This is a genomic window from Arthrobacter sp. KBS0703 (assembly GCF_002008315.2).
Classification (GTDB): domain Bacteria; phylum Actinomycetota; class Actinomycetes; order Actinomycetales; family Micrococcaceae; genus Arthrobacter.
Genome location: NZ_MVDG02000002.1, coordinates 229887 through 251995 on the forward strand (window position 1 = coordinate 229887; position 22109 = coordinate 251995).

Annotated in this window: 23 protein-coding genes and 1 pseudogene; 15 read left to right on the forward strand and 9 right to left on the reverse strand. The window is 65.5% G+C overall.

The window, feature by feature from the left end:
- Positions 1–16 precede the first annotated feature (16 nt).
- The 6 genes from B1A87_RS21595 to B1A87_RS21620 all read left to right on the forward strand — a co-directional run bounded on the left by B1A87_RS21595 (position 17) and on the right by B1A87_RS21620 (position 4348).
- Entirely contained in the window at positions 17–337 is a 321-nt protein-coding gene (locus B1A87_RS21595) for a carboxymuconolactone decarboxylase family protein (protein WP_078029662.1), read from the forward strand.
- 69 nt (positions 338–406) lie between these two features.
- Positions 407–1123, forward strand: a complete 717-nt coding sequence (locus B1A87_RS21600; RefSeq protein ID WP_260681109.1) for a uridine kinase — start codon at positions 407–409, stop codon at positions 1121–1123.
- 283 nt (positions 1124–1406) lie between these two features.
- The gene (locus B1A87_RS24400) at positions 1407–1538 is read left to right on the forward strand and encodes a hypothetical protein (RefSeq protein ID WP_260681110.1); all 132 of its coding nucleotides are present in this window, start codon (positions 1407–1409) and stop codon (positions 1536–1538) included.
- A 24-nt stretch (positions 1539–1562) separates the two neighbouring features.
- Positions 1563–2345 carry a class I SAM-dependent methyltransferase gene (locus tag B1A87_RS21610; protein ID WP_221937617.1) on the forward strand — a complete coding sequence of 261 codons (783 nt, stop codon included), beginning with the start codon at positions 1563–1565 and terminating at the stop codon, positions 2343–2345.
- A 998-nt stretch (positions 2346–3343) separates the two neighbouring features.
- Entirely contained in the window at positions 3344–3736 is a 393-nt protein-coding gene (locus B1A87_RS21615) for a DUF6221 family protein (protein ID WP_078029660.1), read from the forward strand.
- A 102-nt stretch (positions 3737–3838) separates the two neighbouring features.
- Positions 3839–4348 (forward strand): mycothiol transferase, encoded by a 510-nt coding sequence (locus B1A87_RS21620; RefSeq protein ID WP_078029659.1) that lies wholly within the window; start codon positions 3839–3841, stop codon positions 4346–4348.
- Positions 4349–4370: 22 nt separating this feature from the next.
- Here the strand turns inward: B1A87_RS21620 and B1A87_RS21625 are convergent, their stop codons facing one another.
- The 4 genes and pseudogenes from B1A87_RS21625 to B1A87_RS21645 form a co-directional block, all read right to left on the reverse strand.
- Positions 4371–4769 (reverse strand): cupin domain-containing protein, encoded by a 399-nt coding sequence (locus B1A87_RS21625; protein WP_078029658.1) that lies wholly within the window; start codon positions 4767–4769, stop codon positions 4371–4373.
- A gap of 48 nt (positions 4770–4817) precedes the next feature.
- Positions 4818–5648 (reverse strand): oxidoreductase, encoded by an 831-nt coding sequence (locus B1A87_RS21630; RefSeq protein ID WP_078029657.1) that lies wholly within the window; start codon positions 5646–5648, stop codon positions 4818–4820.
- 308 nt (positions 5649–5956) lie between these two features.
- Positions 5957–7989, reverse strand: a pseudogene (locus B1A87_RS21640) (VWA domain-containing protein).
- A 29-nt stretch (positions 7990–8018) separates the two neighbouring features.
- Entirely contained in the window at positions 8019–9407 is a 1389-nt protein-coding gene (locus B1A87_RS21645; protein WP_078029655.1) for a sigma 54-interacting transcriptional regulator, read from the reverse strand.
- An 87-nt stretch (positions 9408–9494) separates the two neighbouring features.
- Between B1A87_RS21645 and B1A87_RS21650 the strand changes: the two genes are divergently transcribed.
- Positions 9495–10166 (forward strand): MSMEG_4193 family putative phosphomutase, encoded by a 672-nt coding sequence (locus B1A87_RS21650; protein ID WP_078029654.1) that lies wholly within the window; start codon positions 9495–9497, stop codon positions 10164–10166.
- 46 nt (positions 10167–10212) lie between these two features.
- Positions 10213–10914, forward strand: coding sequence for an SCO1664 family protein (locus tag B1A87_RS21655; protein WP_078029653.1), 702 nt, complete (start codon positions 10213–10215; stop codon positions 10912–10914).
- A 15-nt stretch (positions 10915–10929) separates the two neighbouring features.
- On the opposite strand, the gene B1A87_RS21660 is transcribed toward B1A87_RS21655, so the two are convergent.
- On the reverse strand, positions 10930–11568 hold the full coding sequence (locus tag B1A87_RS21660; protein ID WP_078029652.1) for a TetR/AcrR family transcriptional regulator: 639 nt from the start codon (positions 11566–11568) through the stop codon (positions 10930–10932).
- 88 nt (positions 11569–11656) lie between these two features.
- On the opposite strand from B1A87_RS21660, the gene B1A87_RS21665 reads away from it, so the two are divergent.
- From B1A87_RS21665 to B1A87_RS21680, 4 genes are read left to right on the forward strand one after another with little or no spacing between them, the layout of a single operon-like run.
- On the forward strand, positions 11657–12406 hold the full coding sequence (locus B1A87_RS21665) for an SDR family oxidoreductase (protein WP_078029651.1): 750 nt from the start codon (positions 11657–11659) through the stop codon (positions 12404–12406).
- Positions 12403–13434, forward strand: a complete 1032-nt coding sequence (locus tag B1A87_RS21670) for an NADP-dependent oxidoreductase (protein ID WP_078029650.1) — start codon at positions 12403–12405, stop codon at positions 13432–13434. Before B1A87_RS21665 ends, B1A87_RS21670 begins: the two co-directional genes overlap by 4 nt.
- A complete protein-coding gene (locus B1A87_RS21675; protein ID WP_078029649.1) occupies positions 13431–14297 on the forward strand; it encodes an alpha/beta fold hydrolase in 867 nt (288 codons plus the stop codon). The genes B1A87_RS21670 and B1A87_RS21675 overlap by 4 nt, the downstream gene beginning before the upstream one ends.
- 45 nt (positions 14298–14342) lie before the next feature.
- A complete protein-coding gene (locus tag B1A87_RS21680) occupies positions 14343–15581 on the forward strand; it encodes an NYN domain-containing protein (protein ID WP_078029648.1) in 1239 nt (412 codons plus the stop codon).
- A gap of 109 nt (positions 15582–15690) precedes the next feature.
- Here the strand turns inward: B1A87_RS21680 and B1A87_RS21685 are convergent, their stop codons facing one another.
- Entirely contained in the window at positions 15691–17115 is a 1425-nt protein-coding gene (locus B1A87_RS21685; protein ID WP_185982432.1) for an HNH endonuclease signature motif containing protein, read from the reverse strand.
- Positions 17116–17169: 54 nt separating this feature from the next.
- Positions 17170–18045, reverse strand: a complete 876-nt coding sequence (locus B1A87_RS21690) for an aminoglycoside phosphotransferase family protein (RefSeq protein ID WP_260681111.1) — start codon at positions 18043–18045, stop codon at positions 17170–17172.
- A 178-nt stretch (positions 18046–18223) separates the two neighbouring features.
- Between B1A87_RS21690 and B1A87_RS21695 the strand changes: the two genes are divergently transcribed.
- Positions 18224–19318 (forward strand): type I restriction endonuclease, encoded by a 1095-nt coding sequence (locus B1A87_RS21695; RefSeq protein WP_078029645.1) that lies wholly within the window; start codon positions 18224–18226, stop codon positions 19316–19318.
- A 100-nt stretch (positions 19319–19418) separates the two neighbouring features.
- Here the strand turns inward: B1A87_RS21695 and B1A87_RS21700 are convergent, their stop codons facing one another.
- A complete protein-coding gene (locus B1A87_RS21700) occupies positions 19419–19766 on the reverse strand; it encodes a YgjV family protein (protein ID WP_078029644.1) in 348 nt (115 codons plus the stop codon).
- A gap of 263 nt (positions 19767–20029) precedes the next feature.
- Here B1A87_RS21700 and B1A87_RS21705 point away from each other — a divergent pair, with 263 nt between their 5' ends.
- Complete coding sequence (locus B1A87_RS21705; RefSeq protein ID WP_078029643.1) at positions 20030–20953, forward strand: LysR family transcriptional regulator; 924 nt, start codon at positions 20030–20032, stop codon at positions 20951–20953.
- Between the two features lie 102 nt (positions 20954–21055).
- Here B1A87_RS21705 and B1A87_RS21710 read toward each other — a convergent pair whose 3' ends face one another.
- Entirely contained in the window at positions 21056–21361 is a 306-nt protein-coding gene (locus B1A87_RS21710) for a hypothetical protein (protein ID WP_078029642.1), read from the reverse strand.
- 150 nt (positions 21362–21511) lie between these two features.
- Between B1A87_RS21710 and B1A87_RS21715 the strand changes: the two genes are divergently transcribed.
- Complete coding sequence (locus B1A87_RS21715) at positions 21512–22105, forward strand: TetR/AcrR family transcriptional regulator (RefSeq protein WP_078029641.1); 594 nt, start codon at positions 21512–21514, stop codon at positions 22103–22105.
- Positions 22106–22109 lie beyond the last annotated feature (4 nt).

A 22109-nucleotide genomic window follows, 5' to 3' on the forward strand; every position in this document is an offset into this window, starting at 1 on the left:
ACGAAAGGACTGCTCGATGAGCGATTCGAATCAGACCCGCGCCCAGCAACTCATTGGCGACTTCGCCCCCAAGCTCGTCGACCTCACAGACAACGTGCTTTTCGGAGACATATGGGAGCGCAGCGAACTCACCCCACGGGACCGCAGCCTCGTTACCGTTGCCAGCTTGATCACCAGCGGCAGCACCGAACAGCTCCGCGGACACTTCGTCCGGGCAAAGGCCAACGGCCTGACGGAAACCGAACTCAAAGAAGTGATCATCCACCTCGCCTTTTACGCCGGGTGGCCAAAAGCAATGTCCGCCATCACCGTCGCGAAAGAGGTCTTCACTTCCTGAGCAAATCCGCTCCTGAAGCAAATCCGCGCGTCGATAGTTGCGGGAAGCCCGATGAGGTTGACTGTCCGTATGGTCTTCAAGGGGTTTGCCGGTCACTATCTGGGCGGCGTGACCGTCCTGCCCGCGAGAGCAATCCTCGTACTCGACGGCCCGCCACTACTGCCGATGACCGAACCGCCACCTGCGGCCGCCAATAGGGCACGCGTGCTGCAATCCCTGGCTACGGAATTCTTGGCGGACGAGGCCGGGCGAATCCTCATCGCAGTCGATGGTGTGGACGGCAGCGGGAAATCCACGTTTGCCAATGACCTGGCGGAAGTCATCCGAGTGAGGCCAGTCATCGTCATCCATGCTGATGATTTCCTCAATCTCCGGGCGGTCCGCCACCGGCGCGGGCGCGACTCTCCGGAAGGATTCTGGCTCGACACCTACGACTACGAGGCTCTACTTCGCCATGTGCTTTTCCCACTCAGAAGAGGAGGGAGCGGGTCCTACCGCCCGGCGGCCACCGACCACCATCAGGACGTCAGGCTCAATCCTCCGATCATGCAGGCGGCGGAGAACGCCGTAGTCATCGTCGAGGGTATGTTTCTTCACCGTGACGAACTGGCGGGCTGTTGGGACTACTCGTGTTTTCTCGACGTCCGTTTACGGAGACGGCACGTCGAATGTCAGTACGAGACGGAAGCCACCCGGACCCTGAACATCAGTCGATGCGCAGGTATGTGGGCGGCCAACGCCGCCATTTCGAGGCGGCTCAACCTTGGAATCGTGCAACACAGGTAGTGGACAACACCGATCCTGAGATGCCCCGGATCCTGTTGAAGGAGGATGTCCTGAAACGCTGCAGGCCATTCGAATAGGATCTTGTGATGGCTCTCCTTATCGCTCCGGACGTAAGTTACCACTCCTCCTGGCTGGAGGGATCTGCAGAATTTGCGGGGGCCACAGGCACGGCGGCGGGGAGTGCCCGCCTCTGGAAGAACTCAGAGATGCCTTGTCCTTCCGCCGTTTTGTCGACGCACTCGTCAAGGATGCTTTGCCGGAGAGTTCGCGGAAGCCTGGGTACGTGCCTTGCACATACCTGTGGATCGGGGACGGGGACGTGTTCCTTGGCTCACGGGCGATCATCGAAAAGAACGGCGGCATCTACGAGGACACCCGCAACGGCAAACGCCGCTACTGGGTCGATAGCCCCTAACGGGAAGCACTACATGGAAGAGGCATGATGGGCATCGAGTTCACCAGCCCCCGGAACCGCAACACCTACGCGACGCGCATCGCCGACACGAGCTGGAAACAGGCTGTGACGACCCTGATGGATCCCCGCGGACTCCGCGTAGCCGATGTCGGCTGCGGCGGCGGGATCTACTCCACCGCGTGGCTGGACCTTGGCGCCGATTCCGTCATTGGCATCGACTCCTCGGAACAAATGATCGGCGCAGCGCAGGACCGGGCCGGCGAACATCCAAATCTGAGCTTCCGGGTCGCCGAGGCAGCCCGCACGGGGCTGCCCGCAGGCCAGTACGACGTCGTATTCCAGCGGGCGCTTATCCACCACCTTCCGGACACGCAGCCCGCGTTCGAAGAGGCACACCGGATCCTGTCACCCCGAGGAAGTCTCATGGTCCAGGACCGCACCATGAGCGACATCCTTCAGCCGGGCAGCGCGCAGCACCTGCGCGGGTATTTCTTTGAAGTATTCCCCGGGCTGATCGCATTCGAGTCGAGCCGACGGCCGGAGGTCGAAAGCGTGACTGCATCGATGGGGGCCGCCGGCTTCGCCACGGTGAGCACGCGGACTATCTCCGAGCGGCGCCGAGCCTACGCATCGTTCGACGCCCTGCGCTCGGACCTGAAAGCGCGCACGGGACGCTCCATTCTGCACGAACTCACCGACGCCGAGCTCAACACGCTGATCGACTTCATCTCAACCAAGATCGATCGCTCCGGGGTCATCAACGAAGTGGACTATTGGACGATCTGGATGGCCGGCAAAGCGTCCTGAACAACATCCCGCCTAGGGTGGTGTGATGAACCACGAAGGGCTTGACCAGCTTGTCCTCGCCTGGTGCGAACACGAGCTGGGCCCCGGAACGCTGGAGCCAATCACCCCGGCCGACGGCGGTCAAATGTCCACGATCTTCAGATTCGAGACGGCCGTGCATGCTCTATCGCAATCAAGGTCAGAGACGATTCCCCGGCCCGCATCGACGGCTGCCTGAAGGTTCAGCAGCTGGCAGCCGACAGCGGACTGCCGTGCGCGCCCGATCACGGGGGCGCAAACCCTGGCGAACGGACTCGTTGTCTCCGGTGAAGAGCGGCGGCCCGGCGGAGAAATGATGGCGGGCGACGGACCCGTACAAGCCGGCCGCTCGGGCGAGCTACTGGCCGGACTCATTAAGGACGCTGGAACCCTGCTCTCCCGAAGGGCTGGGCCCTCCCCCGCCCTGGATGGACTGGAATTACACGGCCGGTGCTCTCTGGCCACCTAACGATCCCATTGACCGGATGGATCAGTCGCTGGTCCCGGCTTGGGTCGGTGAGATGGCAGAACGGGCGTCCGAACGGCTGCGAGCGTCCGTGTTGCCGGACGTCGTCGGGCACGGCGATTGGGAAGCCCAAAACATCCGGTGGAAGGGGCGCGGCGCGTGGGCGATCCACGACTGGGACAGTCTCGTGGGCCTTCCGGAAGCCGCAATTGTTGGAGCCGCATCCGGCGCCTTTGCGAGCGCCCGCACCCCTACGCTCGCACCGATCCGAAGCTCGGCGGCATTCATCCGCGCCTACGAACAGGCCCGCGGCAGGACCTTCAGCGACGACGAGCGGCAAATGGCCTGGGCGGCAAGCCTATGGCCGGCTCTCCACAACGCCCGAGGGGAATGCCTCTTCCAATCGTCTCCAGTCGCAACAACCGCCCTCAACGCCCAGGGAGCGGAGCGTCTGGCCCTCGCACACGCCGGACGGTGCTGAGAATTGGTGCCCGCAGGGTGGCAGGATTAAGGGATGGACATCATCGCCTTCCTCGAAGCCCGAATCGCCGAAGACGAAGCAGTCGCGCTGGCCGCATCACCAGCGCCCTGGGAATGGTTCGGTGAACCCGGGAGCGACACCGCGGCTCTCTACTCCGCCAACGAACGTACCGTCCTCGACGCCCGCGCCGACCATGCACCCGGCTACCTCGAATGCAAAGCCGAAGACCGGGTCTACATCGCACGGTTCAATCCCGGCCGCATCCTCGCTGAGGGCGCCGCCAAACGACAGATGCTGGCCAACGTCCCGCTCGTCACCGACATCCCCAGCGAAGTCGGCGGCACCAGCGAATTCGTCCTCATGTGCATGGCATCACCCTACAGAGACCACCGTGACTACCAAGACGGCTGGGCCATCGAACTCTGAGACGGCTGAGGCAGCGCCCGCTCCCCGCGGGCCCCGCCCCTATCCAGAGCTGCGCGGCCATGCAAGCATGGGGCTCACCGAAACGGACAGTCAGGGGACGCCATGAAATCCAACGAACTGCTGCTGGACTGCTTCAGCCGGATCCGTGAGACCGTGGCCGCCACCCTTGAAGGGGTCGACGACGGGTCCCTGGTCCACCGGCCGGCAGGCACCGGGAACTCCATTGCCTGGCTCGTCTGGCACCTCGGCCGGGTGGAGGACGCCCAGGTTGCCTCCGCCGCCGGCCTGGAACAGGTCTGGACCGCGCAGAAATTTGCCGGCCGGTTCGGCCTGGCGCTGCCCGAGCGCGACACCGGCTACGGCCATTCGTCGCACCAGGTTGACGCGGTGCAGGCCCCGCCGGAGCTGCTGCTCGAATACTACGACGCCGTTCACCGGCAGACCGTGGAGTTTGTGAAGACCCTCGGCGACGGGGACTTGGACCGCATCGTCGACAGGCGCTGGGACCCGCCCGTCACCCTCGGCGTCCGGCTGGTCAGCACCATCGCCGACTGCCTGCAGCATGTGGGGCAGGCAGCGTACGCCAAGGGCCTGCACCCCTCGCAGGGATAGGGGGCAGTCCCGCGGGCGTGTTCTATTTGTTGCCGTATTCCTCGTCCGTGACCAGGTCGCCCCACGCGGATTCGGGTCCTTCGGCAGGGGCCTCCCACATGGCCAGATGGGTCATGAAATGGTCGGGTGCGGCGCCGTGCCAGTGCCACTCGCCCGCCGGCGTGTAGACGGTGTCGCCGGCCTTCATCACGAGGATTTCCCCGCCGCGGGCCTGGACCAGTCCCACGCCTTCGGTGACGTGTAGGGTCTGGCCGACGGCGTGGGAGTGCCAGGCCGTCCGGGCGCAGGGGGCGAAGTGGACCGAGTTCACGCGCATTCGCGACGGTTCGGGCTGCGGGGCGGCGATGACGTCGAAGTACACATCCCCGGTGAACATTTCCGCGGGTCCTTTGACGCTGGGCGTCTTGGGCTGGATTTCCAAAACTTCTCCTTGAGGTGTGAGCGGCAAGTTGTGGCCGTCGGCTGTAACTCAGCCGTCGATTCCCGTGCTGAGGCTGAGGTCCCGCCATTGGCCCAGTTCCGTGCGCGCTGCCTGCGCGACGGCTGCAAACGCGTCGTAGGCGTCCTTGCCGAGCACCAGCAGCGACGGCGGGTTGGCACTTTCGACGACGGCCAGGATCGCTTCCGCGGCTTTGGCCGGGTCGCCTGGCTGGGTGCCGTGCATCGTGTCGTTCTCCTTGCGCCGCTTCCCGGCCGTCTCCGCGTAGTCCCCGATCGCCGTCGCAGACTGCGTGAGTGAGCGGCCGGCGAAGTCGGTGCGGAACGCGCCGGGCTCGACGACGGTGACGCTGATGCCGAGCGGCTGCAGTTCCTTGTGCAGGGATCCGGACAGGCCCTCCAGGGCCGCCTTTGTTGCCGAGTAATATCCGGATCCGGCCGGCGAGATGCGCGCTCCGATGGAGGAGATGTTCAGGATGGATCCCGCTCTTTTCGCGCGCATGTCCGGGAGGACTGCTTTGATCATGTCCACGGCGCCGAAAACGTTCGTGTCGAACAACTGCCTGATGTCGGCGTCGTCCGCTTCCTCCACCGCCGCCCGGTATCCGTAGCCGGCATTGTTGACCAGAACGTCGACGCCGCCGAAGCGCGTTCGCGCCTGCTTCACCGCTGCGCCGATCTGAGCCCGGTCGGTGACGTCGAGGGGCAGGGCCAGTGCAGTGTCGGGGAAAGCGGCCGCGATGTCCTGCACCGCGGCAGCGTTTCGTGCTGTGACGACGGCGTTGTGGCCGCGGGCGAGCACTGCCTGGGCCAGGGCCCGGCCGAGTCCGGTCGAGCATCCTGTGATGAGCCATGTAGCCATGGGTGTTCCTTTCGTGGGGCATATCCATACAACAGGACACAATCCTCGCGTGGGAGGGGCCGTTGATACAGGTACTCCCAGTGCCTCCCGCCCGTGGTTGAAGGCTCCTAGGGTGGAATACCGGAGAACCGGAGAGCATCAGGACAGCGCGTTCATCACCGGCAGCGACTTCCTCATGGACGGCGGCGTCACGGCATCCTGCTTCGACGGCGAACCCGCCCCGCAGTAATGCCTTGCGCCCAGAGGAGAGCGGACGAGGGCGGGTCCTCCCGCCGTCGTCCGCTTGCGTTGTTGGCCGTCCCGGCCGGCTAGGAAGCCCAGTCGGCGTCGTCGTAGGGGCGGCCGCGGAAATGAGCGCGGAGGTACTCCCCCACCACGGCAGCCCCCAGGTCCCCGGTCTCGGGCGCAACCACCCGCCCGCCGATCCGGCGAACCATGCGCTGGACGAACCGTTCCAGGCCGGGGTCGTCGCCGAGCCGGAAGAACGTTGCCTGCGTGCCGGCACGCCCAAGGCGGTCCAGCTCGGTGACCGTGACGCGGATGGTCTCCGGGTCCGGCGGCCAGCAGAACCACGATTCGCCGTCGGCCAGCAGGTGCGCGGTGGGTTCGCCGTCGGTCACCACAAGGAGGACGGGCTGCATTGACGGGTGCTGCCGGAAGAACCGGCTGGCCAGCAGCAGACCGTGATGCAGGTTGGTTCCCTGCTCCCGCAGTGCCGGCAGGGCGGTGAGTTCGCCGATGTCCATGGACTGCGCGTAGCGGCCGAAGGTGATCAGCTGGAGCCGGTCCCCGCGGAACCGGGTGGAGACGAGGTGGTGCAGGGCCAGCGCGGTGCGTTTCATGGGCACCCAGCGCCCTTCGGCCGCCATCGAGAACGACACGTCCACGAGCAGGACGACGGCGGCCTGCGTGCGCGCCTCGGTCTCGGTCACCTCGATGTCACCCACGGCGAGGCGCAGTCCGCGGCCCGGATCACCGCCGTCGGCAATGGTGCGGCGGATCGCGTTGGTCATGGTGCGGGTGACGTCCCACGGCTCGGCGTCCCCGAACTCCCACTGGCGGCTGGAGCCGGTCTGATCGCCGGCCGCTCCGGCAACTGTCTCTTATACACATCTGGCGCCCCTGCCGGCCGGACAGTTGCCTGGCGGTGTCCCGCAACAGCGACCTGCCGAGCCGCCGCATGGCCTGCGGTGACAGCCGGAGGTCGCCGTCGGCCCCTGTCTCTTATACACATCTAGATGTGTATAAGAGACAGCTCCTGCATTGCCCGCTCGATCTCCGCGAGGGTGCGGGCCGTCACGGCGGCATTCTGTCCGAGCTGGCGGGCGAGGGCGTCTAGGTCCAGGTCGTCGAGCCGCGACCCGTCATAGGACTGGGACAGCTGTTCGGCCAGCTCGTCGAGTTCGGCGATGTCCTGGAGCACGCCGGTGCCGTCACCGAGCCCGAGTCCCTCCTGGCCCTCGAAGCGTTCGGAGCCGGACCAGTCCTCGCCGGGGCGGAGGGAGCGCAGGCTGGCGTCGAGTTGATCCAACTGGGCCATGAGCTCGGGCGAGCCGAACGCCTGGGCGGACAGCCGCATCAGCTCATCGCGCTGCTCCGGGGACATGGATTGCAGGAGCCGCTGTGCCGCGGCCGCACGCTGGGCGAGCGCGTCCACCAGCTCCTCGACTGATTGTGGATTCTCCGGAAAGAAGCGGCCGTGCCGGGCCATGAACTCCTGGAAGTCCGCGTCGGTGTCTTCGCCGCGCCGGTGTTTGCCGAGGAGCTCGTTGAGGTCGCGCAGCATCTCGTTCACGGCCGCGCGGTCCTCATCCGTAGCGTTCTCGAGCGCTTCCTTCATGCCGGCGAACCGCTGGTCAAGGATTTCGCGGCCGAGCAGATCCTTGATCCGCTCGTAGGCTTCGCGTGCGGTGCTCGACTGCCAGTCATAGGAGGCGAGTTCGTTGACCGCTGCCGCCGTGGACCGCGGCAGGTTCTGCAGCTGCAACTCCCGGAAGGCGCGGTCGTTGTTGTCCATCATGGCGTCGCGGGCCAGCTGCTTGCGCTCCTCCAGCACCGCAGTATCGAGCAGCTTCTGGACTTCGCTGAGCGTGCCGTCCAGCCGGTGGCGGCCCAGCAGTTCACTCCGCCGCTGTTGAACGCGCCCGGCGAGGTCGTCGAGCCCTTCCCTGTTGCGGCCGCCGCGCCGCACGAACTCCTGCAGGGCATGCCGCGGCGAGTAGCCTGCCATGACGTCCTCGGCGACAGCCTCAAGCGCCTCGGCCAGGTCAACCGGCGGGGCGAGCGGATCGGGCCCTCCCGTGTACCGGCCGTATCTGGAGGACTGGTGATGAATGCCCATGAAGCCTCCTGTGCCTAGCCTTGAGCTACTCAGCCGTAGATCGTCTCCTCGTCGTCGGACTCCTTGGAGATCCGCCGGGCGAGGTAGAGACCTTCCAATGCAAGTTCGACGGCGGCGGCGCGCTGCCCGTCGTTTTTCGCGCCAAGGCGCTCACTGATGTCGTCGTAGAGGCCGGATCCGTTGAGGGACGGGAGATTGTGGAGGAACTCACGGGCGGTGACCTGATCCCCGGTGGTCACGGTCTTGTGGCCGTCGAGCGCCGTCACGAGTGGACCCATGTCGATCCCCTGGAAGTGCGCCCGCACGGCCTCGGCGGTGGCCGTGCGCAGGAGGTGGTCCAGGACGGCCTGTTCACGCCCTTCCTCACCCGATTCGAACTCGATCTTCCCCGTGAGGACTTCCACGGCGGCCTCCAGGTCGATGATCCGGGCGACAGCCTCGTCCTCGCCGCGCACGCTGGCCCGGCGCAGGGCTGCCGCGGCGACGGTTTCGGCGCCCGCGATGGCGAACCGCGCGGACACCCCGGAGGTCTGGTTGATCGCCGGAGACTGCCGCAGCGCCCGGGTGTAGCGGGCCAGGATCTCGAGGATGACGGGCGGCACGTCGGCCACCAGCCGCCCCTCCTGCCGGATGACGGAGACCTCGTCGTCCAGCTCTATCGGGTAGTGGGTGCGGATCTCGGCGCCGAAGCGGTCCTTCAGGGGCGTGATGATCCGGCCGCGGTTCGTGTAGTCCTCCGGGTTGGCGGACGCGACGACGAGCACGTCGAGGGGCAGCCGCAGCACGTAACCGCGGATCTGGATGTCGCGCTCCTCCATCACGTTGAGCATCGACACCTGGATGCGCTCGGCGAGGTCGGGCAGTTCGTTGATGGCGATGATCCCTCGGTTGGAGCGCGGGACCAGGCCGTAGTGGATGGTTTCCGGGTCTCCGAGTCGGCGGCCCTCGGCCACCTTCATCGGGTCGACGTCGCCGATGAGGTCGGCGACGGAGGTATCCGGCGTCGCGAGCTTTTCGACGTAACGCTCCGAGCGGTGGCGCCACGCCACCCGCAGCCGGTCCCCTTCCGTGAGGACACGGGCGCGGGAGTGCTCGGTGATCGGCTCGTACGGGTGTTCATTCAGTTCCGATTCCTCGATCACCGGCGACCACTCGTCCAGCAGCCCGGCCAGCGTGCGCAGGAGCCGCGTCTTGCCCTGTCCCCGTTCGCCGAGCAGGACCACGTCGTGGCCGGCGATCAGGGCACGCTCCAGCTGGGGAAGTACGGTCCGGCTGAAACCGTACATCCCGGGCCAGGGGTCGCGGCCGGCGGCGAGCGCGGCCAACAGGTTGTCACGGATTTCGTGGCGCAGGTCCTTGTGCACGTGGCCGGCAGCACGCAGTTCGCCAACAGTGAAGATATCGGGGCGATCACTCACCCCTCTACGGTAGTCCCCGAAGGTGCCGGGAATCGAGCAAATTCCTCCGATACCCGCGCGGGCCCCTGCCGCTAGGCTTAGATCCTGATGACTGCAGCAACCACGCCGCCACCATCGGCACCGCCGTCGAGGCCCCAGGGCACGCTCCTCCTTCTGGTGCGCCACGGGGAGACGCCGACCACGGGCACAGTGCTGCCGGGGCGGGTCCCGGGACTGCACCTGTCCGACCGCGGCCGGGCCCAGGCCGAACGGGTCGCGGAACGGCTCGCGGGCCTTCCGGTCGATGGCATCTACTCCTCGCCGCTGGAGCGCACCCGCGAGACGGCGGAGCCCACCGCAGCCCGCACGGGACTTGAAGTGAACCAGGACGCCGGCCTGCTCGAATGTGACTTCGGCGAGTGGACCGGCGCCGCCCTCGCCGAACTGGCGGCCCTGCCGGAGTGGCAGACCGTCCAGCACAGCCCGTCCGCCTTCCGCTTCCCGAATGGCGAGAGCTTCACGCAGATGCAGGCGAGGATCGTCGGATCACTTGAGGTACTGCGCACAGCCCATGCCGGGGGCGTCGTCGTCTGCTTCTCCCACGCCGATCCCATCAAGGCCGCCGTCGCCCACGCCCTGGGCACGCACCTGGACCTCTTCCAGCGGATCGTCATCAGCCCGGGCTCGGTGTCGGCCATCTCGTATGTGGAAGGTCAGGCACCCGCCGTCCTCATGGTCAATTCGACGTCGGAGCCCCTGAGCGGGCTGAGGGCACCGTGAATGGGACGGACAGTGAATTGGGACAGACCGTGAAACGGGACAGCCGGTGTCCGGCCGGGAGCTGACGCTGCTCGGCGAGGGCCGGGTCGAGCTGCTCGGACGCATCCCGCGCAGCAGCAACCAGACGTTCCTCGTCCGGGTCTCCTGCGGGGACGACTCGGCCTATGCGGTCTACAAGCCGGAGGCCGGGGAACGGCCGCTGTCCGATTTCGAGCCCGGGCTGTACCGGCGGGAACGCGCGGCGTACCTGCTCAGCGAGTCCCTGGCGTGGGGGCTTGTGCCGCCGACGGTGATCCGCGGGGAAGCCCCCTTGGGGATCGGTTCGCTGCAGTGGTTCATCGAGGGCGACTTCAGGGAGCATTACTTCACTCTGTACGCTGACTCACCCGAGACCCACCGCGACTTGTCGCAGATCGCCCTGTTCGATTACGTCGCCAACAACACCGACCGCAAAAGCGGGCACGTGCTGCGCGGCCATGACGGACGGGTGTGGGGCATCGACCACGGGCTGTGCTTCTCGGCGGGTTTCAAACTGCGCACCGTGATCTGGGACTTCGCGGGCGATCCCATACCGGAGACCCTGCTCGAGGACATCGCCCCGCTCGCCGATGCCGCGCCTCCCGAGGTGGCCGAGCTCCTCGACGACGCGGAGGTCGCGGCCCTGAAGCACCGCGTGCAGCGCTTGCTGCGCGAACGGGTGCTGCCCGTTGACCGCACCGGCATGCGGTACCCGTGGCCGCTCGTCTAAGCGCCCGCTCATGCATCATCCGGCGACGTGGCCGGCTGCGGCTTCTTTGCGCTGAGCGCCCAGAAGTGTCCGCACCTGGTCGCGGATGTTCCCGACGACCGAGTCGTCACTAAGACTCGTGAAAACCGTGGCCGTCATGTTGATGAACATGACGGCCGAGATGATCCTCGCCAGCTGGGCCGCATCGTGTTCGTTCCTGTCGCCACCCCTGCGCAGAATTCCGGCGATCGCATCGTCCACCCGACCGGTCAGTTCGAGCCCCACCTTGTGGTGGTATTCGTCGGGATCGCCGAAGACGAGCTCCCGAAGATACGTGCGGCCGTTCTCGATCTGTACTCGGTTGCACGCCACGATCGGCTGCACGATGGCCATGATGGCGTCCAGGATGTCCGGTGTCGCACCGGCAACTGTGACCCCGCCGTCAATGGCTTCGGCGTACTTGACGTTATGCACCAGGAGGAGGAGCTCCGCCTTCGTCTTCGCATAGAAGAAGAGCGTTCCCGTACCCACATCGGCTTTGTCGGCGATCTGCTGTGTTGTGACCTCGTCGACGCCGTACTCGCTGAACAGTTCGCGGGCCGCGGACGTGATCCGATCGAGCTTCTCCTGCTTGTTGCGCTCGCGACGGCCGGGGGTTCGAGGTTCAGCAGGCATGAGTCGATTATCCACAATCCTCGTGGGAATAATTCTTGAGCGTACTCGATTATGAGTATAGTCAGAACACTTCACCAGGAGGATCCTAATGCCATCACTAGACGGAGCCGCTGTGCTCGTCACCGGCGCCAACGGCGGAATCGGCACGGAGTTTGTACATCAGGCCGTCGCCCGAGGCGCTGCGAAGGTGTACGCGACGGCGCGAACCCCGAAAGACTGGGATGACGACCGCGTCGTGCCGTTGAAGCTCGACATCAACAGCCCGGTGTCCCGCGCTGCCGCCGCCCTGGCCGCGAAAGATGTCACGGTCCTCATCAACAACGCCGGCATGTACATTGACGGCGACTCCATCCTGAACCTTTCCGAAGGGCAGATACGCGAGACGATGGAGACGAACTTCTTCGGTCCCGTCCTGCTCGCCCAGGCGTTCGCGCCAGTTCTGACATCGCATCCGGAATCCGTGATCGTGGACATGCACTCGGTCGCGAGCTGGCATGCCTGGGGCGGCGCATACAGTGCCGCGAAGGCCGCACTGTGGTCGGCCACGAACTCCCTCCGCCTCGAGCTCGCCCCCAAGGGCACGCATGTGGTCGGCGTGCATGTGGGATATGTCGACACGGCAATGGCCGCACACGCTACCGGACCGAAAATGCAGCCCGCCGACCTCGTGCGCATCACCTTCGACGCTGTCGAAGCAGGCGATTTCGAGGTGATCGCTGACGAGCTGACCTCAGCCGTCAAAGCCGCTCTCAGCGCCCCGATCCCCGCGCTTTACCCGGAGCTTATCGGCCCCGCCTCTGCAGAAATCCGGGCCAACGTGAAGGGGGAAGACAAGTGAAGGCGTTCGTCATCGACCACTACAAGGGTCCGCTGCGCCAGGCCGAGGTGCCCGAACCGGCCGTAGGAGCCCGTGACGTGCTGGTGGAGGTCAAGGCCGCGGGCGTCAACCAGCTCGATGAGAAGATCCGTCTGGGCGAGTTCCGGCAAATTTTGCCTTACCGGATGCCGCTGATCCTCGGCCACGACCTGGCCGGCGTTGTCATCGCCGTTGGCGCAGGGGTTCGAAAGTTCCGGCCCGGGGATGGGGTGTATGCCCGTCCGGCCAAGGACCGGGTTGGGACGTTTGCCGAGCGCATCTCGGTGCACGAAGACGACCTGGCTCTCAAGCCCGCGTCGATCAGCATGCGGGAGGCCGGCTCGTTGCCGCTGGTCGCCCTGACCGCGTGGCAAGCGCTCGTGGAACGCGGCAACGTCAATCCCGGGCAGAAGGTCCTGATCCACGCGGGCGCCGGAGGGGTGGGCTCGATCGCGATCCAGCTGGCGAAGCACCTCGGCGCCTTCGTCGCCACCACGGCCAGCGCATCGAACGCGGACTGGGTTCGTGAACTGGGCGCGGATCTCGTCATCGATTACCGGAGCCAGGACTTCGAGGACGTCCTGCACGGCTATGACCTCGTGTTGGACAGCGTCGGCGGCGAGAACCTGGAGAGGTCCCTCCGAGTCCTCAGGCCCGGAGGCAGGGTGATCGGCATCGCAGGTCCGCCGGACCCGCGGTTTGCCAAGGAAATCGGCGCGAGTGCACCCCTGCGGCTGGCCATGACCGTGCTGAGCAGCCGCATTCGCCGCCAAGCCCGCCGTCGGAACGTGAGCTACGAGTTTCTGTTCATGCGGGCGGACGGCGGCCAGCTGCAGGAGATCTCGTCCCTGGTGGATGCCGGCGCTATCCGCCCGGTGGTCGGTCAGGTCTTCCCGGTCGACCAGACACGCCAGGCGGTATCCGCCGCGGGAGCCGGCGGCGGCCGCGGAAAAGTCGTCGTCGACAACGAACTACCAACCATCCTGGCGAAGGGCGAGGAATCATCATGAGCAATCACCAAGGCGCCGGGGACCGGCTGATCGCCGCGTACAAGGACTCGGTAACTCGTACTGTCACTGTCGGCGGAGACCGGATCGCCTTTCGCGACCTCGGGCCCCGCACCGGGATACCGGTGGTCTTCTTCACCCACCTCTCCGCCAATCTCGACAACTGGGATCCCCGCGTGGTTGATGGCATTGCCGCGCAGCGCCGGGTGATCACCGTCGACTACCGCGGCGTCGGAGGCTCGACGGGGGCCGTCCGCGACTCAGTCGAGGCGATGGCCGACGATGCAGTTGCGTTCATCAGGGCCCTCGGCTTGGATCGTGTCGATATTCTCGGCTTCTCCCTCGGGGGCATGATCGCGCAGAGTCTGGCACTCCGGTACCCGGAACTTGTCCGCAAACTCGTCCTCGCGGGGACGGGGCCTGCCGGCGGCGACGGCATCCAGAACGTGACAGGCATCGCCACCAGGGATCTTGGCCGCGCGCTGCTCACTTTTCAGGACCCGAAGGTATTCCTGTTCTTCACCCGGACCGTGAACGGTAAACGGTCAGCGCGGGAGTTTCTCGCCCGCCTCAAGGAGCGGACAGCCGGCCGCGACCGTACGATTACGTTCCGTGGATATCGCGCCCAGCTGAAAGCGATCCATCGCTGGGGGCTGCAGAAACCCGACGATCTGTCGGTCATTCGCCAGCCGGTTCTGGCCGTGAACGGCGACAACGACCGGATGGTCCCCACGGTCAATACGGAGGACCTTGCCAGGCGCATCCCCGGCAGCGAGCTCATCATCTATCCCGATGCCGGCCACGGCGGCATCTTCCAGCACCACCGCAGCTTCGTCACACAGGCGCTCGAATTCTTGGGCCGATAGACCCGCCTCTGGTCCGTCCGCCACTCTTGCTGGCACACTGAGCCGATGACGGAACCTCAACAACAGTCCAGGCGGCCCGGTATCCGCGCCGCGATGTTCGTTGACTTCGACAACGTCTACACGGGCCTGATGGCGTTGGACCCGGCCGCGGCCAAGAGATTCGCCGAGGATCCCAAGCACTGGACAGAGGCGCTGGCTGATGGCGGCGCAGGTGAGGAATCCCGGCGCTTCCTCATCCGCAACTGCTATCTCAATCCGGTGATCTACTCCAAGTACAGGCCGTACTGGACCAGGGCGGGCTTCCGCGTGATCGATTGCCCCTCCCTCACGCAACGGGGCAAGAGCAGCACCGACATCAATCTGGTGCTGGACGCGGTGGACGCACTGTCCGGTGCGGCACACGTCGAGGAATTCTTCATCGCGTCGGCGGACGCGGACTTCACCTCCCTGGTCCAGCGGTTCCGGGCGGCTGACCGCATGACCACCGTCATCGCTGCCGGTGCTGTGGCGTTCGCGTACCGGGAGATGGCGGACAGCGTAGTGGAGTCCCACGACTTCGTGGCAATCCTCAACGGAACCTCGGCCGGAATGCCCCGCATGGTGGCGTCTGCCGGACCTGGCGCCCCGCCCCGCACCGCACCAGGTGTCCCGAGGGCCGCGACGACGGCGGCCGACGAGGTCCGATCCTTGGTGCAGGCCGCGCCGGGCCCGGTCACCGGGGCAGTTGCGGCGCACAGGGCCCTGACCGCAGACCCGTCACTCAAGACCGATTGGGGCGGCTTCGGAAAGTTCGGGGCCTGGATCGCCCAGATCGGCCAGGGCGTTCAGTACTCGTCCACGCCGTCGCCCGGCTGGGTGTGGGACGCCAAGAGGTTTTCGCCGGAGCTCTCCTCGCTGGCACCCGCCGCCCGGCCGGCCATCGAGGAGCAGGTCACCCGGGTCACCGACGTGCCGGCGCTGTCTGCCGAACAGTTCCGGCAGGTTTTCCTGTCCCTGGAGGCGAAGTTGCGCGAGCACTCCGGCAACCGCAGCGAACTGGCACGGACCGTCCGGGATGACTGTGTTGCGGCCGGGCAGCCGGTGTCCCGCTCAGCCGTCAACTTCGTGATCCAAGGCGTGGTGTACGCGGGCGGATCCCTCCCGGACGACATGCCGGCGAGGGACCTCGCCGCTGCGTGGACACGGAATGTTGAAGAGCTGTGCCGCCTTGCCCTCATGGAGTTCGACGACGCGGAGAAGCTCGCGCTCCGGCGCTGGGCCGGCGGCGGGCTGCTGGAGAGCTAGCCGACGGCGGGGCGTCCCCGCCATTCGCAGCGGGCAACGGCAGCGGGCAACGGGCAACCGGCAACCGGCAACGGCAACGGGCAACGGGCAGGACCGGCGAGAGTCGATCCTACGCCGCGATGAATAGTGCCCAGTCAGGCAAGGGATCCACCGGAAATGGTGGCCCGGTCCCTCCGGGACCGGATGTACTGGCAAGTACGTCCGGCCAGTCGGGCGGTTCCCAGTCCTGTTGTTCGCTGGGATAGGAGCGTCCCGCGGGAGAGATCCAGCTGGGCGGCTGGTCCCGGGTGGCGTCAACCGGCCTCCATGCTGTGGTGTGTTTGAGTCGGTGGTGCCTCCGGCATGGCTGGCCCAGGTTGGTGATGCCGGTGCCGCCTCCCTCGGACCAGGCCAGCAGATGGTCTGCTTCATTATCCAAGGAATGGTTGTTGCAGCCGGGAAAGGGGCACCGGCCGTCCCGGAGCCGCAACCAATGGCGCATCGCCTTCGGAACCCGGTAGCTGGTGCGTCCGATCTCCAGCGGCGCTCCGCTGCGCGGATCGGTGAGCACGCGCAGGAATGATCCGGCACCATCCCCGACAAGCCGGCGGGCCATGCTCGGCGGAATGGGACCATACCCATCCAGCGTGGCCGGTTCCGTGCCGGCACCCAGCAGCGACAACACCGGAACGGTCACCAGGACCTGCGCCTTGGGTGACGGCGTTCCTTCAGCCACCCCCGCCAGCAGCCAGTCAGCGGCGACGTCCGCACGGAGCTGGGTCAGCGTTCTGGATTCGGCGGGCCCCTGCAGGGCACGCGCGGCTTCCGTGGCACGGGACCAAACAGACGCGGCCACGTCCGCAGTCACATAGGCCGAGAGCCAGGCCATGCCGTCCCGGTCCGGGGCATATTCCAGCCGACGGTCCTGCACGCCCTTGCTGTGGCGTGCTTCGATGCTTACAGGATGATGCCGCTCGCGCCAGCTCCGCGCTTTGGCCCGGAACCTGCCCGGCACCAGCTCTGCCGCCGGGCAGCCACGCGCAGCAAAGGGAGCTTCGGGGTCCAGGAAATGGGCCTCCAAGGCAGCAGCAGCGGCGGGGTCCAGACCGGATGTTTCATCACACATCACCCGTGCGTGCTGCCACGAAATGCTCCCTGACTGCAGCGCTGACAGCGTCAGGGGCAACGCGGTGGTCAGGGTGGCTGACTCCGCCAACAAGGCCGCCGCCGATCTTTCACTCACGGTCAGGGCACAGGCCACCTCTGCTATCACCGCCATTGCCTGGGCGCTGCGCTCCTGCGGGGAAGCGGCCGGAGCGGCCATGGCTGCGGAAGCGTGGGCGTATCCGGCGGCGAAGTGCACTTTCAGCGCGGCCATGCCGGCTTCCACCCGGGCAGCCGCAGCCAGCCCGTCCAGGCAAGCGTCCGCTTCGTCCTGAAGGGGGTCAGCACCGGTCGAGGCGACCTTCCCGGCCCCGCTACCGGCAAGTGCAGCCATGGCAGCGAGAGAGGCCTCCATGGCCTCCAACGTCTCCGCAACTGCTCTGCCTTCCATACCCACAGCATGGCAGCAGGCACTGACAATTTAGCCGGCATCAGAGTTGCAATGTCAGCCTTCCAAAATCTGCCTGATCCCGAACTCTCCCACGGTGAACATCCGCGGATTGTCATCGGAGTTGCTCAGCATGGCGGTGGACAAGACTAGAGCCCATCCCCGGGCCCTTATCCAGGTGTCCCTCTCCACTGCGGGGCCATAGGCGCCCATGAAGCGGTGGCGGGCGCCGCCGTCGAACATCAGCCACCCCACCGCAAGATCAACGGCCGGGTCCCCTGCCCCAACGTCGCCGAAATCGATGACGCCGGCCAACCCGCCGTCGTCCGCCAGCAGGATATTGCCCGGGTGAAGGTCCCCGTGGAGCATCATCGCCGGACCATTCCAGGGTTTAGCGGCACAGGTCTGCGCCCACACCGCCCGCAGCGCTGCTGCCTGCGGGTAGCGTTCGCGGTCCCCGAGCCGTTCCGCCACCGTAGCGGCACGGTCCATCAGCGGCACGCCGCGGAAAGGATTCACCGGGACGCCGGTTTCGGCAGGCACGTGGAGGGACCGGAGGAAAAGGGCCAGGCCTTCAGCGGCCGGCCCGCGGTGTGCCGGGGCGACTTCGGCCGCTGCGGCTCCGGGTACCCACCGCACGATGCTCCACGGCCAAGGAAAGTGCGACGTCGGCCGGCCGGCATGGACGGGCACAGGAACCGCAACCGGGGAACGGCGGGCGATGTCGGGAAGGTAGTGCTGTTCATGCAGTATCAGCGAAACGGCCTTCGGCCTGCGCGGCAGCCTCACGGCCAGGTCGTCGCCGAGCCGGAAGGTCGCGTTGTCCCAGCCATTCGCCACCCGCGCCAAAGGACGATCGCCGAGGTCGGGCCGCTGGTCCCGGACTAGGCGATGGACGACGGTGTCGCTCACCTCCACTGTAGCTGGTGGCATTCCCGCCATTCAGAGATCCGCCTTACCCGTTTCTGCGATGAGTCCGGTCCTTTCCTTGTCCGAATATAGTTCAGATCGCCGAGCTGAGCCGCGGTGGCGGGCGTGGGGACGGTGGCAGCATCAATTTGGCTTGTCGCTGCGCTACGGTTGGCAGCACCATCAATTCTTAGGGGGGCAAATGGAGTTTGCAGAAAAACTCTCAGCTTTGGCAGCAAAGGTGCGCCAACAGCGAGGTGTGATTCAAACCGAAGAGGCAACAAAGAATGCCTTCGTCATGCCATTCATTTCCACAATCCTGGGCTATGACGTCTTCAATCCGCTGGAAGTCGTTCCAGAGTTCATCGCGGACGTAGGCCTCAAGAAGGGCGAGAAGATCGACTACGCCATCGTCAAGCACGGCGAGGTGCAGATCCTGATTGAATGCAAAAAGTCCACTGAGCCAGTGAAAATCGAGCATGCATCCCAGCTTTTCCGGTACTTTGCCGTGACCAACGCCAGGATCGCAATTCTCACCAACGGCGAGGTGTACCAGTTCTTCACTGACCTCGATGCGCCAAACCGCATGGACGCCAAGCCGTTCCTGGTGCTGGATTTGACCGATATCGACGAGTCTCTGATACCGGAACTGCAAAAACTTTCCAAGGACGTTTTTGATCTCGACTCGATCATCAGCGCCGCCGGTGAATTGAAATACATTGGCGAACTCAAAAGGACACTGGCTGCACAGTTCAAGGAGCCGGAGGACGAGTGGGTCAAGTTCCTGACCGGTCGCGTGTATCCGGGCCCCTACACGCAGAAAGTACGGGAGCAGTTCACGGCGTTGGTAACCAAGGCGTCCAAGCAGTTCCTGAATGACCAGGTTAACGAGCGCCTGAAGAAAGCGCTGGGTGCTCCGAGTTTCCCGCAGAATGAGGACGCAACCGTGGCCGCCAGTGTCACCAGTGCACCTGTGGCTGAAGCAGACCTGGCCGAGGCCGACGGTTTGGAAACAACGCTCGAGGAAATCGAGGGATACCAGATCGTGCGGGCCATCGTCTGCAGCGAGGTGAAACCGGCTCGTGTGGTGCAGAGGGATGCCAAGTCCTATTTTGCGGTGCTGCTGGATGACAACAACCGCAAGCCGATCGCGCGCCTGCACTTCAACCGCAGTCATCAGAAATACATCGGAATATTCGACGACAACAAAGAAGAGACTCGCGTGCCCATTAGCTCGTTGGAAGAGATCTACGAGCACACGGAAGCACTCCGCGCGAGCGTAAAGAGCTACCTGTGAACGCCGAAACTGACGGGCTGGTCCACGGCCACTGATTTCGCAGGCAGGACAAGCGGACGACGGCGGACCTCCCGCCGTCGTCCGCCTAAGCTGCGTCGGCTTAAGTAAAACTGGCCGCTCGAGGCGCTTCAACGATGGTCAGTTGGCCGGTTGTGTCAGGGACGCCAGGAAATTGCACCGACGGGGCCTCACTAGCGGCCACCGGCGACCCCTGCCTGGAGCGCAGGCGAAGAAGCGCTACCGCCGAAATGAGGAACCAGGCGATATTGGTGACCACAGACGGCCACGCTTCGTGGAATGCACCATTGACAATGAAGGCACAAGCCCCCAACAGATTCGCGGTCTGGAAGCCCTTGCCAGCCTTCAGCCACCCCATGGAAACAGCCAGGTACGCACTGAGTATCGCAACCGCGCCTGCCCAGCCGGAAATTTCAAACAGCAGTTCCATCTTGTCCTTTCAGAGGTATGCCCGGCTGCCATTCGCCGGACGGAGTGGAGATGGCGGGCTATGTGTTTTGTTTGGGAAGCGGCTCCATTGCCGTAGGGATCAGGCATTGCCGGAACACCGTTTTCTCAGCGGTCGGGCCGGGCCCTCATTCGCCGGACGGTCCAGCCTGCATCCCTTGCTTGCACATTTACAGCAATTATGAGGACGAACGAGTCTGTAGATCAATTGCATTCCGCTGTAGATAGGGTTTAGAACTGCTTAACATGGATATAGATCCGCGCCGACTGCGAGTTCTTCTTGCGGTTGCCCGCACGGGCGGAGTGCTCGCCGCGGCTGACGAACTAGGGATTACGCCGTCGGCCGTGTCCCAGCAGCTCAATAAATTGGAGGACGAGACGGGGCACGCGCTGGTGGTGCGCACACCCAAAGGCTCGGTTTTGACACCCGCAGGCCTGGCGGTAGCAGAAGCGGGCGAGGAGATCGAACGCGCACTCAGCGTCGCCCGCGCCCGAATGGAAGGCGGGGCCAAGGTCGCAGGGGTGGTGCGCGTGGGCGGATTCACCAGCTTTATTCGCACGGTGGTGATCCCGCGCCTGCCCGGGTGGCGCATCCGGTACCCGCAGCTACAGATCCGGATCGTTGAGGACGACTTCCCTGCCTTGATGCGGCTGCTCCGGCAGCGCGCGCTCGACGCCGTTGTGGTCGAGCTCGACTCGACGACGGCGGGGCCACGTTCACTGTCCGCCGGAATGATCGAGGAACCCCTACTGGACGAGCCCTGGAAACTGGTGGTTCCCGCCGGTGCCCTGCTGACCACCGAGAACGTCGACCTTGGCCGCCTGCCACTTCCGTGGATCGGCGTCGACTCCTCAGCCGCCAACGCTTCGGTCGTAGGCCGGCTCCGTCAGTCAACGGGCGCCCCGATGGAGACCGTGCATCAGTACCAGGACACACTGACCGCTCTCGCACTCGTCGCGGCGGGCGAGGGTGTCGCCATCGTGCCGACCTTGGCGTTGAGCGGCATCAACCATGACGGGGTGGACGTCCTCGACGTCCCCGGACTGGGCACGCGGCGCATCGTCCTGCGACGGTTCGACCGGCGACGGTCAGCCGGCACGCCCGTGGACACAGTCGCGCGCCTCCTACGGGAATCGGCGGCGGCGTTCGACACGCGGTCAACATCCTGACCGCCAACACCCGCAGGAACGGACGACGCCGGGACCTCCCGCCGTCGTCCGTTTGCGGCTAGCGCTGCTCCCCTACAGCGCCGACCACCGGATTCTCGGCGGTCAGCCTGCGCCCTGGCCCTCGCGGGCCGTCTCCTCCAGAATCCTGGCTGTGGGCGCCGCCGTCATCAACTGCCCCACCACCTCCGGCTTGTCCCACACCTCGCTGCGGAGCCGTTCCAGAAAGGCGTTCGCAGCATCCTTGGTGTCGAAGTCAAGGAGCACGGCCACGCTGTCCCGGTCCTCGGTATCCCGGAACAGGCGGACAAGCCTGGCGCCCGAGGCCGCGCGGCCTGCAGGATCGGAGTCGAATACTTTCTTGAAAGCCTCGTAGTCCCGGACTGGATAGCTGATCTGCAAGGTGAACATCGTCGTTCCTTTCCCTCGGGCTATGGCAGGTCAAAGATAGGCCTTCCAGCGTCATCCCGCTAGGGCCGAAGGGCGGTCTTGAACCGGTGCCGCGAGGTCATGCGGCCCCGGAAAATGCACTCGTTACGGGTTAGGCAATAGTCTGGCCAGATGGGGACGAATGCCGTGAACACTGGCGAACAGATGGACAGGCAGTCGCGCATTCTCGAGGCGGCGCTGGATCTGCTGTCCCGCCATGGCATTTCGGGTGTGAGCATGCGGGCCGTGGCCCGCGAAGCCGGCGTCGCGCTCGGCCTGGTGAACTACTACTACGACGACAAGACGACCCTGATACGGGCAGCCCTGCGCCGGGTCGACGAGCATGACCTTCTTCTGGTGGCGCCCGACCCGTCGTCCACTCCGGAGGAACAACTGCGCCAGGCCCTGCGGCGAGTGGCAGCCGCCGATCTGCTGACCACCCGCTACCTGTCCCTGCGCCTGCACCTTTGGGCCCTCGCCCAAGCGGACGAGGGCTATGCACAGATCAACGCCGAGGCCTTCGACCGCTATCTCGACGGCCTCGCTGCGCTGGTTTCCAACGCCCAACCCGATCTTTCCTGGGAGGCTTGCAGGGACCGGGCGGCTGACATTGTCGTCATCCAAAACGGCATGTGGCTGACGGCGCTTCTCGGCGTTGATGAGGCCGCCATCCAGAGAAGCATTGCCCGCACGGAGCAAATCGCCTTCGCGCCGTTTCAGGAGTAAGCCC

What these genes read in the sequence shown, in the direction of transcription:
- B1A87_RS21620 (WP_078029659.1), top strand. Translation starts at nt 3,839, where the DNA reads ATGAAATCCAACGAACTGCTGCTGGACTGCTTCAGCCGGATCCGTGAG.
- B1A87_RS21650 (WP_078029654.1), top strand. Translation starts at nt 9,495, where the DNA reads ATGACTGCAGCAACCACGCCGCCACCATCGGCACCGCCGTCGAGGCCC.
- B1A87_RS21665 (WP_078029651.1), top strand. Translation starts at nt 11,657, where the DNA reads ATGCCATCACTAGACGGAGCCGCTGTGCTCGTCACCGGCGCCAACGGC.
- B1A87_RS21700 (WP_078029644.1), bottom strand. Translation starts at nt 19,766, where the DNA reads ATGGAACTGCTGTTTGAAATTTCCGGCTGGGCAGGCGCGGTTGCGATA.
- B1A87_RS21695 (WP_078029645.1), top strand. Translation starts at nt 18,224, where the DNA reads ATGGAGTTTGCAGAAAAACTCTCAGCTTTGGCAGCAAAGGTGCGCCAA.
- B1A87_RS21630 (WP_078029657.1), bottom strand. Translation starts at nt 5,648, where the DNA reads ATGGCTACATGGCTCATCACAGGATGCTCGACCGGACTCGGCCGGGCC.
- B1A87_RS21690 (WP_260681111.1), bottom strand. Translation starts at nt 18,045, where the DNA reads ATGCCACCAGCTACAGTGGAGGTGAGCGACACCGTCGTCCATCGCCTA.
- B1A87_RS21705 (WP_078029643.1), top strand. Translation starts at nt 20,030, where the DNA reads ATGGATATAGATCCGCGCCGACTGCGAGTTCTTCTTGCGGTTGCCCGC.
- B1A87_RS21675 (WP_078029649.1), top strand. Translation starts at nt 13,431, where the DNA reads ATGAGCAATCACCAAGGCGCCGGGGACCGGCTGATCGCCGCGTACAAG.
- B1A87_RS21685 (WP_185982432.1), bottom strand. Translation starts at nt 17,115, where the DNA reads ATGGAAGGCAGAGCAGTTGCGGAGACGTTGGAGGCCATGGAGGCCTCT.
- B1A87_RS21715 (WP_078029641.1), top strand. Translation starts at nt 21,512, where the DNA reads ATGGGGACGAATGCCGTGAACACTGGCGAACAGATGGACAGGCAGTCG.
- B1A87_RS21615 (WP_078029660.1), top strand. Translation starts at nt 3,344, where the DNA reads ATGGACATCATCGCCTTCCTCGAAGCCCGAATCGCCGAAGACGAAGCA.
- B1A87_RS21595 (WP_078029662.1), top strand. Translation starts at nt 17, where the DNA reads ATGAGCGATTCGAATCAGACCCGCGCCCAGCAACTCATTGGCGACTTC.
- B1A87_RS21610 (WP_221937617.1), top strand. Translation starts at nt 1,563, where the DNA reads ATGATGGGCATCGAGTTCACCAGCCCCCGGAACCGCAACACCTACGCG.
- B1A87_RS21600 (WP_260681109.1), top strand. Translation starts at nt 407, where the DNA reads ATGGTCTTCAAGGGGTTTGCCGGTCACTATCTGGGCGGCGTGACCGTC.
- B1A87_RS21680 (WP_078029648.1), top strand. Translation starts at nt 14,343, where the DNA reads ATGACGGAACCTCAACAACAGTCCAGGCGGCCCGGTATCCGCGCCGCG.
- B1A87_RS21660 (WP_078029652.1), bottom strand. Translation starts at nt 11,568, where the DNA reads ATGCCTGCTGAACCTCGAACCCCCGGCCGTCGCGAGCGCAACAAGCAG.
- B1A87_RS21710 (WP_078029642.1), bottom strand. Translation starts at nt 21,361, where the DNA reads ATGTTCACCTTGCAGATCAGCTATCCAGTCCGGGACTACGAGGCTTTC.